This is a genomic window from Brevibacterium oceani (genome assembly GCF_017948325.1).
Taxonomy (GTDB): domain Bacteria; phylum Actinomycetota; class Actinomycetes; order Actinomycetales; family Brevibacteriaceae; genus Brevibacterium; species Brevibacterium oceani.
Window position 1 is genome coordinate 907,947 of record NZ_CP072846.1, and the last position, 16,024, is coordinate 923,970.

At 57.3% G+C, this 16,024-nt stretch carries 4 protein-coding genes and 6 rRNA genes; 9 read left to right on the top strand and 1 reads right to left on the bottom strand.

All coding sequences use genetic code 11. The features are described from left to right. Positions 1-41: 41 nt before the first annotated feature. The gene (gene trhO, locus J9314_RS03870) at positions 42-953 is read left to right on the top strand and encodes an oxygen-dependent tRNA uridine(34) hydroxylase TrhO (RefSeq protein ID WP_210604638.1); all 912 of its coding nucleotides are present in this window, start codon (positions 42-44) and stop codon (positions 951-953) included. Positions 954-1,136: 183 nt separating this feature from the next. Here the strand turns inward: trhO and J9314_RS03875 are convergent, their stop codons facing one another. Next, a complete protein-coding gene (locus J9314_RS03875) occupies positions 1,137-2,168 on the bottom strand; it encodes an epimerase (RefSeq protein ID WP_210604639.1) in 1,032 nt (343 codons plus the stop codon). Between the two features lie 597 nt (positions 2,169-2,765). On the opposite strand from J9314_RS03875, the gene J9314_RS03880 reads away from it, so the two are divergent. From J9314_RS03880 to rrf (J9314_RS03915), 8 genes are all read left to right on the top strand, one after another. Further along, positions 2,766-4,290: ribosomal RNA gene (locus J9314_RS03880) — 16S ribosomal RNA — on the top strand. 420 nt (positions 4,291-4,710) lie between these two features. Then, a 23S ribosomal RNA gene (locus tag J9314_RS03885) occupies positions 4,711-7,828 on the top strand. Between the two features lie 186 nt (positions 7,829-8,014). Continuing rightward, a 5S ribosomal RNA gene (gene rrf, locus J9314_RS03890) occupies positions 8,015-8,133 on the top strand. The 16S, 23S and 5S rRNA genes sit together here, the layout of an rRNA operon. Positions 8,134-8,373: 240 nt before the next feature. Further along, on the top strand, positions 8,374-8,667 hold the full coding sequence (locus J9314_RS03895; RefSeq protein ID WP_246490601.1) for a helix-turn-helix domain-containing protein: 294 nt from the start codon (positions 8,374-8,376) through the stop codon (positions 8,665-8,667). Next, entirely contained in the window at positions 8,664-9,905 is a 1,242-nt protein-coding gene (locus J9314_RS03900; RefSeq protein WP_210604640.1) for a type II toxin-antitoxin system HipA family toxin, read from the top strand. The genes J9314_RS03895 and J9314_RS03900 overlap by 4 nt, the downstream gene beginning before the upstream one ends. 543 nt (positions 9,906-10,448) lie before the next feature. Further along, a 16S ribosomal RNA gene (locus tag J9314_RS03905) occupies positions 10,449-11,973 on the top strand. Positions 11,974-12,396: 423 nt separating this feature from the next. Further along, positions 12,397-15,518: ribosomal RNA gene (locus tag J9314_RS03910) — 23S ribosomal RNA — on the top strand. A gap of 185 nt (positions 15,519-15,703) precedes the next feature. Then, positions 15,704-15,822 (top strand): 5S ribosomal RNA (gene rrf / locus J9314_RS03915). The last annotated feature ends 202 nt before the right edge of the window (positions 15,823-16,024 follow it).

A 16,024-nucleotide genomic window follows, 5' to 3' on the forward strand; every position in this document is an offset into this window, starting at 1 on the left:
CGGCGACGGTCGAGCGGGCGCACCCACTTAGAATGGGGGCCATGGCAACTCCCAAGATCGTCCTGTTCTACGTCTTCACTCCGCTGCCCGACCCGGAAGCGGTCAAGCTGTGGCAGCACACCCTGACCGAGAGCCTCGGGCTCAAGGGTCGCATCATCGTGTCCAAGGACGGCATCAACGCCACTGTCGGCGGAGACATCTTCGACGTCAAGCAATACGTGCGGGCGACGAAATCCTATGCACCGTTCAAGAAGGCCGACATCAAATGGTCGAACGGGCAGGGCGATGACTTCCCGCGACTGAGCGTGAAGGTCCGCGACGAGCTCGTCACCTTCGGCACCCCCGACGAGATCACGGTCACCGAAGACGGCGTCCAAGGCGGCGGCCGGCACCTCAAACCCGGAGCCCTGCACAGACTCATGGACGAACGCGGTGACGACGTCGTCTTCTTCGACGGCCGCAACGCAATGGAGGCGCAGATCGGGAAATTCCGCGACGCCGTCGTCCCCGACACCGACACCACCAGGGACTTCATCGCCGAGATCGAATCCGGCAAGTACGACGACCTCAAGGACAAACCGGTCGTCACCTACTGCACCGGCGGAATCCGCTGCGAGGTCCTGTCCGTGCTGATGAAGAACCGCGGCTTCGAAGAGGTCTACCAGCTCGACGGCGGAATCGTCCGCTACGGCGAGACCTTCGGCAGCTCCGGCTACTGGGACGGCTCGCTCTACGTCTTCGACAAGCGGATGCACGTCGAATTCGGCGACGACGTCGAATCGATCGGCCACTGCGTGAGCTGCGGCACGAACACTCCGGAGTTCGTCAATTGCGCGAACCTCGCCTGCCGCAAGCAGTACCTGCGCTGCACCGAATGCACGGAGCAGGGACGGCAGCCCTACTGCGCCGAGTGTGTGGAGCAGGGAATCCCCGCCGAGGCGGCCGCCGGCTGACGCGGTCCCGCGCGGTTCCAGCCCTGCTCGCGTCCGACAGTCGATTCTGACCAGCAGTCCCGACCGTACTTCCGGCCCGCGCCGACACGACAGCTTGGTGAACCGACACCGGCTTGGTCCATGCACCAGGCTGGTGTCGGTGCACCGAGCTGGTGCAGAGAGTTCATCGGCCTGAGGGCGAGATCAGCGCAGCAGATGCTTCGTCGCCGCCTCGATATCGGTCCACCGGAAGTCGAAACCGGCGGCTTCGAGGCGTTCCGGCAGAACCCAACGGCTCTTGAGAACGAGCTCCGATTCCTGCCGCAGGACGATCATCCCGAGTTCGAGAAGCCACCTCGGTGCGGGGATGCCGATGGGCATGCGCACTGCCCGACGCAGGGCAGCCATGAGAGTGGCATTGTCCGTGACCTGCGGGTTCGAAACGTTGATCGGTCCGGAGAGCTCCTCGTGGGAGATGATGAAGCGGACGGCGCGGAGCACATCGTCGATGTGCACCCAACTGAATCGCTGCCGCCCGTGCGTTGGTGGGTGCTGGTGCCACACGGTCGGCCCCGAGGCTTCCGGGCCGATTCCGCGATAACGCCGATGCGGGAACCAGCGGCCCTCGTGCTGGGGGCCACCGGCGCCGAACCTCGCCGCCGTGGCGAGCATGTTCAGCGCGGCGCCGTCTCCGAGCACGATCGCCATCCGCAGGGCCACGCGTCGGGTTGCCGGCAAGCTGCCCGCGAAGAACTCCTTCTCCCAGGCCTTCGCGATGTCCACGGAGAATCCCTCGCCGATTTCCCCGTCGTCCTCGGTCTGCGGACGATCGGTGGCGTGGCGATAGATTGTCGCCGTGCTCGAGTTGATCCACAGACGGGGAGGCGCCGAGGCGGCTCCGACCGCATCTTTGAGCGCTGAGGTCGTAAGAATCCGGGAGTCCCAGATCTCCTGTCGATTGGCGTCCGTGTACCGGCACCCGACGCTTCGCCCGGCGAGATTGATGAGCAGGTCGGTGCCGTCGACGAGCTCGCGGATACGTGAGGGTTCCTGCCAGGTGGCATCACAATGAGAGCCGGCGCGACCGATCGTGCGGGTCTCGTAGCCCCACGTCCGCAACGCGGTCAGCAGCTGTCCGCCGATGAAACCGGAAGCACCGGCGATCACCGCGATAGGAGCGCGAGGGACAGGAGGACCGGAACCCTCGGACACTTGGTCATCTGGGCGGATGCTCATAGTGGGACGCTAACACCGGGGGACAGGGGGAGAGGCATCTCGGCAAGTTTCACAATCGCAGGGAGGGCCTGTGCCGGGTGACGGCCAGACCTCTGTCAAGGGCTCTGGCATGGGCCCGAGCGAGGTGTGGTGGGTGTCACGTGGTTGGGGTGGGGTTTGGATTTGCGTGGTCGGGTTTGCCTGGTCTAGAGTTATATCTCGTTGCCCCGCCGGAAACGAGGTTCTCAGAACAGAGTTTCCACCGGGCCTGACCAGGACAAACAGGGTTTGTCAGGTGGTTGGACGGATGGGGTGGCCAACAGAAACTGATACCCCCAGTGAACGCGCACTGTTGTGTGTGGTGATGGGTGTGTGTTTGTGGTTTGAGAATCCAATAGCGTGTTTGTTTGAACAAGTTGTGATGCCAGAACATTTATTTTCTGGTGAGACAATCACACGATCGAGCATCTGTGTTCACCTCGTGTGGGTGGTTCTTCGCCGAACCTCCCGCGATCATCGGGGTGGGCGTTGTGGGTGTTTGGTCGTTTTTTAGTGGTCAACCTTCTCACCCCGTGAGGGGTTGGCTGTCTTGCTGGGATTCATTCGTAACATAATTTTTTTATGGAGAGTTTGATCCTGGCTCAGGACGAACGCTGGCTGCGTGCTTAACACATGCAAGTCGAACGCTGAAGCCCGAAGCTTGCTTCGGGTGGATGAGTGGCGAACGGGTGAGTAACACGTGAGTAACCTGCCCCTGATTTCGGGATAAGCCTGGGAAACTGGGTCTAATACCGGATATGACCACTGACCGCATGGTTGGTGGTGGAAAGTTTTTCGATTGGGGATGGGCTCGCGGCCTATCAGCTTGTTGGTGGGGTAATGGCCTACCAAGGCGACGACGGGTAGCCGGCCTGAGAGGGCGACCGGCCACACTGGGACTGAGACACGGCCCAGACTCCTACGGGAGGCAGCAGTGGGGAATATTGCACAATGGGGGAAACCCTGATGCAGCGACGCAGCGTGCGGGATGACGGCCTTCGGGTTGTAAACCGCTTTCAGCAGGGAAGAAGCGAAAGTGACGGTACCTGCAGAAGAAGTACCGGCTAACTACGTGCCAGCAGCCGCGGTAATACGTAGGGTACGAGCGTTGTCCGGAATTATTGGGCGTAAAGAGCTCGTAGGTGGTTGGTCACGTCTGCTGTGGAAACGCAACGCTTAACGTTGCGCGGGCAGTGGGTACGGGCTGACTAGAGTGCAGTAGGGGAGTCTGGAATTCCTGGTGTAGCGGTGAAATGCGCAGATATCAGGAGGAACACCGGTGGCGAAGGCGGGACTCTGGGCTGTAACTGACACTGAGGAGCGAAAGCATGGGGAGCGAACAGGATTAGATACCCTGGTAGTCCATGCCGTAAACGTTGGGCACTAGGTGTGGGGGGCATTCCACGTTCTCCGCGCCGTAGCTAACGCATTAAGTGCCCCGCCTGGGGAGTACGGTCGCAAGGCTAAAACTCAAAGGAATTGACGGGGGCCCGCACAAGCGGCGGAGCATGCGGATTAATTCGATGCAACGCGAAGAACCTTACCAAGGCTTGACATACACTGGACCGTTCTGGAAACAGTTCTTCTCTTTGGAGCTGGTGTACAGGTGGTGCATGGTTGTCGTCAGCTCGTGTCGTGAGATGTTGGGTTAAGTCCCGCAACGAGCGCAACCCTCGTTCTATGTTGCCAGCACGTGATGGTGGGAACTCATAGGAGACTGCCGGGGTCAACTCGGAGGAAGGTGGGGATGACGTCAAATCATCATGCCCTTTATGTCTTGGGCTTCACGCATGCTACAATGGCTGGTACAGAGAGAGGCGAACCCGTGAGGGTGAGCGAATCCCTTAAAGCCAGTCTCAGTTCGGATCGTAGTCTGCAATTCGACTACGTGAAGTCGGAGTCGCTAGTAATCGCAGATCAGCAACGCTGCGGTGAATACGTTCCCGGGCCTTGTACACACCGCCCGTCAAGTCACGAAAGTCGGTAACACCCGAAGCCGGTGGCCCAACCCTTGTGGAGGGGGCCGTCTAAGGTGGGACTGGTGATTGGGACTAAGTCGTAACAAGGTAGCCGTACCGGAAGGTGCGGCTGGATCACCTCCTTTCTAAGGAGCACACATTAAGATCCTCGTGGCATGACCCGCATGTGGTCATCATGAGAGCTCAAGGGTGGAACATCACAACTCCCGCTCGTCCACCCAGCCGGGTTGAGGTTTGTGCCTCGACGTCGGGATATGGGCTTGCTAGAACGGACACGTTATTGGGTCCTGGAATCACAAGCCCTGACACTTTGGTGTTGGGTGTGGTTTCAACCAACAGGACCGACCCGCACCACAAGCAGCCAGGAGACCTGGTTGGTTGTGGGGGTGTTTTGGTAGTGGTTTGAGAATCGTATAGTGGACGCGAGCATCCATACTGCACACATGTTTGTGTGTGGTGTGATGTAATGTGATTTTCTTGTGATCATCTTAGAGTGATGAAAATTTTTTTCGCGCACACATGATGCCGACTCCCTTTTGGGGGTTGGGTGAGTGTGTGAGAGCGCATGGTGGATGCCTTGGCATCAGGAGCCGATGAAGGACGTGGAAATCTGCGATAAGCCTCGGGGAGCCGATAAACGGGCGTTGATCCGAGGGTGTCCGAATGGGGAAACCCCGCCATCTGTGAGGGTGGTGACCCGTGTCTGAATATATAGGGCATGTGGGGGGAACGCGGGGAAGTGAAACATCTCAGTACCCGCAGGAAGAGAAAATAATAATGATTCCGGGAGTAGTGGCGAGCGAAACTGGATGAGCCTAAACCTTCGTAGCGTGAGAGCGTGCTGGTGTTGCTGCGTGGGTGTTGTGGGGTGTGCATGTTCTGGTTCAGCATGACCGGGCTGTGTGTGATTGGTGTAGTCGAACCTGGTGGGAAACAGGACCGGAGTGGGTGAGAGTCCCGTAGACGAAACAGTGGTTGCGCATGGTGTGCAGATGCCCGAGTAGCACGGAACTCGTGGAATTTCGTGTGAATCTGCCAGGACCACCTGGTAAGGCTAAATACTTCCTGATGACCGATAGCGGAATAGTACCGTGAGGGAATGGTGAAAAGTACCCCGGGAGGGGAGTGAAAGAGTACCTGAAACCATGTGCTTACAATCCGTCAGAGCAGCATCGTGATGGCTGTGATGGCGTGCCTTTTGAAGAATGAGCCTGCGAGTTAGCGGTGCGTGGCGAGGTTAACCCGTGTGGGGTAGCCGTAGCGAAAGCGAGTCCGAAGAGGGCGTTTCAGTCGCGTGTCCTAGACCCGAAGCGGAGTGATCTAGCCATGGGCAGGGTGAAGCGTGTGTAAGAGCGCGTGGAGGCCCGCACCCACTTCAGTTGAAAATGGAGGGGATGACCTGTGGTTAGGGGTGAAAGGCCAATCAAACTCTGTGATAGCTGGTTCTCCCCGAAATGCATTTAGGTGCAGCGTTGCGTGGTTCTTGCTGGAGGTAGAGCTACTGGATGGCTGATGGGCCCCACCGGGTTACTGACGTCAACTAAACTCCGAATGCCAGTCAAGGTTCAGCGTGGCAGTGAGACAGTGGGGGATAAGCTTCATTGTCGAGAGGGAAACAGCCCAGACCATCAACTAAGGCCCCTAAGCGTGTGCTCAGTGGGAAAGGATGTTCAGTTGCGAAGACAACCAGGAGGTTGGCTTAGAAGCAGCCATCCTTGAAAGAGTGCGTAATAGCTCACTGGTCAAGTGATTGAGCGCCGATAATGTAGCGGGGCTAAGTACACCGCCGAAGTTGTGGCAGCACCACGTGATTCCGTAATGGTGTGGTGTTGGGTAGGGGAGCGTCGAGTCGCCGGTGAAGCTGCAGTGTGAACTAGTGGTGGAGGCGGTTCGAGTGAGAATGCAGGCATGAGTAGCGAAAGACGGGTGAGAAACCCGTCCACCGGATGACCAAGGGTTCCAGGGCTAGGCTAATCCGCCCTGGGTAAGTCGGGACCTAAGGCGAGGCCGACAGGCGTAGTCGATGGACAACCAGTTGATATTCTGGTACCGACACACAACCGACAGTACCAAAACACATGAGACTAACCATGAGCGTGTCCCGTCAGGTCTTCGGATCTGTGGTTGGGCGCGTTTGTGGGACCTGAGTGTGGAGTCGGTAAGCGTGAGGTGTGACGCAGAAAGGTAGCCAGGCCGTGCGATGGTAGTCACGGTCTAAGGTTGTAGCACGTGGGGGTAGGCAAATCCGTCCCCACATAGTGTGTGAGAGCTGATGGGCGCCCCACATTGGTGGGGTGATCTGGTGATCCTCTGCTGCCGAGAAAAGCATCGACGTGAGGGTGTGTGTTGCCCGTACCCTATAACCGACACAGGTGGTCGAGTAGAGAATACTAAGGTGATCGAGAGAATCGTGGTTAAGGAACTCGGCAAAATGCCCCCGTAACTTCGGGAGAAGGGGGACCATCCCGGTGAAGCCAACGTGCTTGGTGATGTGCTGGTGGTGGTCGCAGAGGCCAGAGAGAAGCGACTGTTTATTAAAAACACAGGTCCGTGCGAAGATGTAAGTCGATGTATACGGACTGACGCCTGCCCGGTGCTGGAAGGTTAAGAGGACCTGTTAACCCTGTATGGGGTGAAGCGGAGAATTTAAGCCCCAGTAAACGGCGGTGGTAACTATAACCATCCTAAGGTAGCGAAATTCCTTGTCGGGTAAGTTCCGACCTGCACGAATGGCGTAACGACTTCTCTGCTGTCTCAACCACGAACTCGGCGAAATTGCATTACGAGTAAAGATGCTCGTTACGCGCAGCAGGACGGAAAGACCCCGAGACCTTCACTATAGTTTGGTATTGGGATTCGGTGTGGTTTGTGTAGGATAGGTGGGAGACTAGGATACTTGCACGCTAGTGTGGGTGGAGTCGATCGGTGAAATACCACTCTGACCATAGTGGATTCCTGAACTTCGGACCCTGATCGGGTTCAGGGACAGTGCCTGATGGGTAGTTTAACTGGGGCGGTTGCCTCCTAAAGAGTAACGGAGGCGCCCAAAGGTTCCCTCAGCCTGGTTGGCAATCAGGTGTCGAGTGTAAGTGCACAAGGGAGCTTGACTGTGAGACGGACGTGTCGAGCAGGAGCGAAAGCTGGGACTAGTGACCCGGCCATGGCTTGTGGAAGCGTGGTCGCTCAACGGATAAAAGGTACCTCGGGGATAACAGGCTGATCTTGCCCAAGAGTCCATATCGACGGCATGGTTTGGCACCTCGATGTCGGCTCGTCGCATCCTGGGGCTGGAGTCGGTCCCAAGGGTTGGGCTGTTCGCCCATTAAAGCGGTACGCGAGCTGGGTTTAGAACGTCGTGAGACAGTTCGGTCCCTATCCGCTGCGTGCGTAGGAAATTTGTGGAGGTCTGTCCTTAGTACGAGAGGACCGGGACGGACGAACCTCTGGTGTGCCAGTTGTTCCGCCAGGAGCATGGCTGGTTGGCTACGTTCGGGATGGATAACCGCTGAAAGCATCTAAGCGGGAAGCCTGCTCCGAGATGAGATTTCCAACCCACTTTGTGTGGGGGGAGGTGTCCTATAGATGATGGGGTTGATAGGCCGGGTATGGAAGCACTGTGAGGTGTGGAGTTGACTGGTACTAATACACCGATCACTCACTCAACTCTTCTTTTGATGGGGTTGGTGTGTGTGCGAGTTTTGTTGTTCTGAGTTTGATTGCTTGAGAATCCGCGTTCGCCCTTGTGGGGTGTGCGTGTGTTGTGTCGATGGGTGTTCGCGTTCGCTGTGCGGTTCTTGGACCACTACCGCCCCTTCTTTTTGTGTGGGGTGTGTAGGGTCTGTGTGGTTTTGCGGTGGTGATAGTGGTGGGGAAACGCCCGGTTAACCGTTCCGATCCCGGTAGCTAAGCCCATTCGCGCTGATGGTACTGCAACTTGGTGGTTGTGGGAGAGTAGGTGACTGCCGCAATATTTTTTGGTGGAGGGAGTCTGTTTCGGCAGGCTCCCTCTTCTTCTTTGTGTGGTCCTGTCTGACTGTGGTGTTGGGCGGGGCCTTTCCTGTATTCACCGGGTTCGTCGACCATGTGTGCGTGCTGCTGGTGTGGGTGCTGCTGCTGTTGATGGCGATGTCATTGCCTACGTTTGCTATGGGTCGTATCCTGTTCAGTAAGTGCTGTAGTGACCGATATACGACTCGTAAGGATCGAAGGTGGACATAACCAGGACCGTTGCACGCCGCCTCGGTGAGATCGGGACCTCTGTGCGTCAATGGCGGCTGATGCAGTCCCTCAAAGCTGAGGAGGTCGCCGAGCGAGCCGGCATCTCCAGGTCAACCCTTCAGAAGATCGAGCGGGGAGAACCCGGCGTCTCTGTAGGAGCTGTCCTCTCCGTGATGCAGGCGCTCGGGCAGCTCGACCACATCGTTGACGCTTTCGACCCGTTGAGCACCGATATCGGACGTCTGCGCTCCACAGAGAAGCTGCCGTCGAGAGTCCGACGATGAGCGAGCAGGTGCGTGTCGAGATGGACGTGGTTGGGCGGGACGCCCTCGTCGGAGAAGCGTACTTTCATGTCGCCCGGAGCCAGATCTCGACCACGTTCAAATATGCCGACGAGTTCCTCGGATCTCGCCAGGCCTATCCCATCGATCCTCAATTCCCACTCTCGGTCGCTCCGATCTCCGTCCCTGGGCTGCCCGGGGCGTTCAGCGACTCGGCTCCCGACCGGTGGGGCCGCAACCTTGTCGCGAAACAGCACCGTCGTCAGGTTGCACAGGGCGATGCTCGTGACCGCCGGCTGACTGAGGTGGACTATCTGCTCGGTGTCAGTGACCTCACCCGCCAGGGCGCACTGAGATTCAGGAGGTCCTCGACGGCCGAGTATCTGAGTGCCGGGGCCTCTGTGCCGAAGACTGTATCGCTGCCCGAACTCCAACATGCGGCAGACGAGGCTGCGGAGGGAACCGGAGCTGCCATCAAACGACTCCTCGAAGCAGGTACCGGCTCTCTCGGCGGGGCCCGCCCCAAGGCGTCGGTAGCAGGAGGCTCCGGAGCTCTGCTGATTGCGAAGTTCACTAGGCCAGGCGATGACTGGAACGTCATCCTCTGGGAACGTTTAGCGCTGGAGGTTGCGAGATCGTCGGGGGTTGCAGTACCCCACGCACAGCTGGTGCGGATCGACGAACGTCCAGTGCTGCTCCTTGACCGGTTCGACCGGCAGCACGGTCGACGTATCGGATACATGAGCTCGATGACGGCTGCGGACCGCCGCGACGGCGAACACGCTGACTACGTCGATATCGTCGAAGCGATCGAGGACACGAGCAGCCGGTGGCGGCGTGACTGCAGTGAGCTCTTCCGCCGCATGGCGTTGTCCTCCGCACTTCACAATACGGACGACCACCTTCGCAACCATGGCTTCCTCCGCCACGAGGCCGGTTGGGAACTCAGCCCGGCCTTCGACATCAACCCCGAACCAGACCTCGCGGTCGAACGACAGACTGCGATCAATGGCGTGACCGAAGCTGAGCATGAAGCGGAGGCGTTGCTCGAGTTCGCTCCACTCTGCCACCTGACGACCACGGAAGCGCGCACAATCCTCGCCGAGGTCGCCGAGGCGGTCGGTCACTGGGAGGAGTGTGCAAACGCGCTGTCGGTCCCGTCGAGAGAACTCACCTCCGTCGGGGATGCGATCAACACGCAACTGGAGCGTCTCCGAGCGGTGTTGCCTGCCGCCCTCTAGGCGGTCGTTCCGCGAATTGGCGGGGCTCATGCCGGGTAGTGGTCGGGTCTGAGTCTGGGGTGCGGGTGGTGTGTGGTGGGTGTCACGTGGTTGGGGTGGGGTTTGGATTTGCGTGGTCGGGTTTGCCTGGTCTAGAGTTATATCTCGTTGCCCCGCCGGAAACGAGGTTCTCAGAACAGAGTTTCCACCGGGCCTGACCAGGACAAACAGGGTTTGTCAGGTGGTTGGACGGATGGGGTGGCCAACAGAAACTGATACCCCCAGTGAACGCGCACTGTTGTGTGTGGTGATGGGTGTGTGTTTGTGGTTTGAGAATCCAATAGCGTGTTTGTTTGAACAAGTTGTGATGCCAGAACATTTATTTTCTGGTGAGACAATCACACGATCGAGCATCTGTGTTCACCTCGTGTGGGTGGTTCTTCGCCGAACCTCCCGCGATCATCGGGGTGGGCGTTGTGGGTGTTTGGTCGTTTTTTAGTGGTCAACCTTCTCACCCCGTGAGGGGTTGGCTGTCTTGCTGGGATTCATTCGTAACATAATTTTTTTATGGAGAGTTTGATCCTGGCTCAGGACGAACGCTGGCTGCGTGCTTAACACATGCAAGTCGAACGCTGAAGCCCGAAGCTTGCTTCGGGTGGATGAGTGGCGAACGGGTGAGTAACACGTGAGTAACCTGCCCCTGATTTCGGGATAAGCCTGGGAAACTGGGTCTAATACCGGATATGACCACTGACCGCATGGTTGGTGGTGGAAAGTTTTTCGATTGGGGATGGGCTCGCGGCCTATCAGCTTGTTGGTGGGGTAATGGCCTACCAAGGCGACGACGGGTAGCCGGCCTGAGAGGGCGACCGGCCACACTGGGACTGAGACACGGCCCAGACTCCTACGGGAGGCAGCAGTGGGGAATATTGCACAATGGGGGAAACCCTGATGCAGCGACGCAGCGTGCGGGATGACGGCCTTCGGGTTGTAAACCGCTTTCAGCAGGGAAGAAGCGAAAGTGACGGTACCTGCAGAAGAAGTACCGGCTAACTACGTGCCAGCAGCCGCGGTAATACGTAGGGTACGAGCGTTGTCCGGAATTATTGGGCGTAAAGAGCTCGTAGGTGGTTGGTCACGTCTGCTGTGGAAACGCAACGCTTAACGTTGCGCGGGCAGTGGGTACGGGCTGACTAGAGTGCAGTAGGGGAGTCTGGAATTCCTGGTGTAGCGGTGAAATGCGCAGATATCAGGAGGAACACCGGTGGCGAAGGCGGGACTCTGGGCTGTAACTGACACTGAGGAGCGAAAGCATGGGGAGCGAACAGGATTAGATACCCTGGTAGTCCATGCCGTAAACGTTGGGCACTAGGTGTGGGGGGCATTCCACGTTCTCCGCGCCGTAGCTAACGCATTAAGTGCCCCGCCTGGGGAGTACGGTCGCAAGGCTAAAACTCAAAGGAATTGACGGGGGCCCGCACAAGCGGCGGAGCATGCGGATTAATTCGATGCAACGCGAAGAACCTTACCAAGGCTTGACATACACTGGACCGTTCTGGAAACAGTTCTTCTCTTTGGAGCTGGTGTACAGGTGGTGCATGGTTGTCGTCAGCTCGTGTCGTGAGATGTTGGGTTAAGTCCCGCAACGAGCGCAACCCTCGTTCTATGTTGCCAGCACGTGATGGTGGGAACTCATAGGAGACTGCCGGGGTCAACTCGGAGGAAGGTGGGGATGACGTCAAATCATCATGCCCTTTATGTCTTGGGCTTCACGCATGCTACAATGGCTGGTACAGAGAGAGGCGAACCCGTGAGGGTGAGCGAATCCCTTAAAGCCAGTCTCAGTTCGGATCGTAGTCTGCAATTCGACTACGTGAAGTCGGAGTCGCTAGTAATCGCAGATCAGCAACGCTGCGGTGAATACGTTCCCGGGCCTTGTACACACCGCCCGTCAAGTCACGAAAGTCGGTAACACCCGAAGCCGGTGGCCCAACCCTTGTGGAGGGGGCCGTCTAAGGTGGGACTGGTGATTGGGACTAAGTCGTAACAAGGTAGCCGTACCGGAAGGTGCGGCTGGATCACCTCCTTTCTAAGGAGCACACATTAAGATCCTCGTGGCATGACCCGCATGTGGTCATCATGAGAGCTCAAGGGTGGAACATCACAACTCCCGCTCGTCCACCCAGCCGGGTTGAGGTTTGTGCCTCGACGTCGTTGGGATATGGGCTTGCTAGAACGGACACGTTATTGGGTCCTGGAATCACAAGCCCTGACACTTTGGTGTTGGGTGTGGTTTCAACCAACAGGACCGACCCGCACCACAAGCAGCCAGGAGACCTGGTTGGTTGTGGGTGGTGTTTGGTAGTGGTTTGAGAATCGTATAGTGGACGCGAGCATCCATACTGCACACATGTTTGTGTGTGGTGTGATGTAATGTGATTTTCTTGTGATCATCTTAGAGTGATGAAAATTTTTTTCGCGCACACATGATGCCGACTCCCTTTTGGGGGTTGGGTGAGTGTGTGAGAGCGCATGGTGGATGCCTTGGCATCAGGAGCCGATGAAGGACGTGGAAATCTGCGATAAGCCTCGGGGAGCCGATAAACGGGCGTTGATCCGAGGGTGTCCGAATGGGGAAACCCCGCCATCTGTGAGGGTGGTGACCCGTGTCTGAATATATAGGGCATGTGGGGGGAACGCGGGGAAGTGAAACATCTCAGTACCCGCAGGAAGAGAAAATAATAATGATTCCGGGAGTAGTGGCGAGCGAAACTGGATGAGCCTAAACCTTCGTAGCGTGAGAGCGTGCTGGTGTTGCTGCGTGGGTGTTGTGGGGTGTGCATGTTCTGGTTCAGCATGACCGGGCTGTGTGTGATTGGTGTAGTCGAACCTGGTGGGAAACAGGACCGGAGTGGGTGAGAGTCCCGTAGACGAAACAGTGGTTGCGCATGGTGTGCAGATGCCCGAGTAGCACGGAACTCGTGGAATTTCGTGTGAATCTGCCAGGACCACCTGGTAAGGCTAAATACTTCCTGATGACCGATAGCGGAATAGTACCGTGAGGGAATGGTGAAAAGTACCCCGGGAGGGGAGTGAAAGAGTACCTGAAACCATGTGCTTACAATCCGTCAGAGCAGCATCGTGATGGCTGTGATGGCGTGCCTTTTGAAGAATGAGCCTGCGAGTTAGCGGTGCGTGGCGAGGTTAACCCGTGTGGGGTAGCCGTAGCGAAAGCGAGTCCGAAGAGGGCGTTTCAGTCGCGTGTCCTAGACCCGAAGCGGAGTGATCTAGCCATGGGCAGGGTGAAGCGTGTGTAAGAGCGCGTGGAGGCCCGCACCCACTTCAGTTGAAAATGGAGGGGATGACCTGTGGTTAGGGGTGAAAGGCCAATCAAACTCTGTGATAGCTGGTTCTCCCCGAAATGCATTTAGGTGCAGCGTTGCGTGGTTCTTGCTGGAGGTAGAGCTACTGGATGGCTGATGGGCCCCACCGGGTTACTGACGTCAACTAAACTCCGAATGCCAGTCAAGGTTCAGCGTGGCAGTGAGACAGTGGGGGATAAGCTTCATTGTCGAGAGGGAAACAGCCCAGACCATCAACTAAGGCCCCTAAGCGTGTGCTCAGTGGGAAAGGATGTTCAGTTGCGAAGACAACCAGGAGGTTGGCTTAGAAGCAGCCATCCTTGAAAGAGTGCGTAATAGCTCACTGGTCAAGTGATTGAGCGCCGATAATGTAGCGGGGCTAAGTACACCGCCGAAGTTGTGGCAGCACCACGTGATTCCGTAATGGTGTGGTGTTGGGTAGGGGAGCGTCGAGTCGCCGGTGAAGCTGCAGTGTGAACTAGTGGTGGAGGCGGTTCGAGTGAGAATGCAGGCATGAGTAGCGAAAGACGGGTGAGAAACCCGTCCACCGGATGACCAAGGGTTCCAGGGCTAGGCTAATCCGCCCTGGGTAAGTCGGGACCTAAGGCGAGGCCGACAGGCGTAGTCGATGGACAACCAGTTGATATTCTGGTACCGACACACAACCGACAGTACCAAAACACATGAGACTAACCATGAGCGTGTCCCGTCAGGTCTTCGGATCTGTGGTTGGGCGCGTTTGTGGGACCTGAGTGTGGAGTCGGTAAGCGTGAGGTGTGACGCAGAAAGGTAGCCAGGCCGTGCGATGGTAGTCACGGTCTAAGGTTGTAGCACGTGGGGGTAGGCAAATCCGTCCCCACATAGTGTGTGAGAGCTGATGGGCGCCCCACATTGGTGGGGTGATCTGGTGATCCTCTGCTGCCGAGAAAAGCATCGACGTGAGGGTGTGTGTGTTGCCCGTACCCTATAACCGACACAGGTGGTCGAGTAGAGAATACTAAGGTGATCGAGAGAATCGTGGTTAAGGAACTCGGCAAAATGCCCCCGTAACTTCGGGAGAAGGGGGACCATCCCGGTGAAGCCAACGTGCTTGGTGATGTGCTGGTGGTGGTCGCAGAGGCCAGAGAGAAGCGACTGTTTATTAAAAACACAGGTCCGTGCGAAGATGTAAGTCGATGTATACGGACTGACGCCTGCCCGGTGCTGGAAGGTTAAGAGGACCTGTTAACCCTGTATGGGTGAAGCGGAGAATTTAAGCCCCAGTAAACGGCGGTGGTAACTATAACCATCCTAAGGTAGCGAAATTCCTTGTCGGGTAAGTTCCGACCTGCACGAATGGCGTAACGACTTCTCTGCTGTCTCAACCACGAACTCGGCGAAATTGCATTACGAGTAAAGATGCTCGTTACGCGCAGCAGGACGGAAAGACCCCGAGACCTTCACTATAGTTTGGTATGGGATGGGATTCGGTGTGGTTTGTGTAGGATAGGTGGGAGACTAGGATACTTGCACGCTAGTGTGGGTGGAGTCGATCGGTGAAATACCACTCTGACCATAGTGGATTCCTGAACTTCGGACCTGATCGGGTTCAGGGACAGTGCCTGATGGGTAGTTTAACTGGGGCGGTTGCCTCCTAAAGAGTAACGGAGGCGCCCAAAGGTTCCCTCAGCCTGGTTGGCAATCAGGTGTCGAGTGTAAGTGCACAAGGGAGCTTGACTGTGAGACGGACGTGTCGAGCAGGAGCGAAAGCTGGGACTAGTGACCCGGCCATGGCTTGTGGAAGCGTGGTCGCTCAACGGATAAAAGGTACCTCGGGGATAACAGGCTGATCTTGCCCAAGAGTCCATATCGACGGCATGGTTTGGCACCTCGATGTCGGCTCGTCGCATCCTGGGGCTGGAGTCGGTCCCAAGGGTTGGGCTGTTCGCCCATTAAAGCGGTACGCGAGCTGGGTTTAGAACGTCGTGAGACAGTTCGGTCCCTATCCGCTGCGTGCGTAGGAAATTTGTGGAGGTCTGTCCTTAGTACGAGAGGACCGGGACGGACGAACCTCTGGTGTGCCAGTTGTTCCGCCAGGAGCATGGCTGGTTGGCTACGTTCGGGATGGATAACCGCTGAAAGCATCTAAGCGGGAAGCCTGCTCCGAGATGAGATTTCCAACCCACTTTGTGTGGGGGGAGGTGTCCTATAGATGATGGGGTTGATAGGCCGGGTATGGAAGCACTGTGAGGTGTGGAGTTGACTGGTACTAATACACCGATCACTCACTCAACTCTTCTTTTGATGGGGTTGGTGTGTGTGCGAGTTTTGTTGTTCTGAGTTTGATTGCTTGAGAATCCGCGTTCGCCCTTGTGGGGTGTGCGTGTGTTGTGTCGATGGGTGTTCGCGTTCGCTGTGCGGTTCTTGGACCACTACCGCCCCTTTTTTTGTGTGGGGTGTGTAGGGTCTGTGTGGTTTTGCGGTGGTGATAGTGGTGGGGAAACGCCCGGTTAACCGTTCCGATCCCGGTAGCTAAGCCCATTCGCGCTGATGGTACTGCAACTTGGTGGTTGTGGGAGAGTAGGTGACTGCCGCAATATTTTTTGGTGGAGGGAGTCTGTTTCGGCAGGCTCCCTCTTCTTCTTTGTGTGGTCCTGTCTGACTGTGGTGTTGGGCGGGGCCTTTCCTGTATTCACCGGGTTCGTCGACCATGTGTGGGTGCTGCTGGTGCGGGTGTGGGTGCTGCTGCTGCCGGTGGGTGGTGTGGTGTGTGGCTGGCTGGTGGTCGTCGTTGAAGGC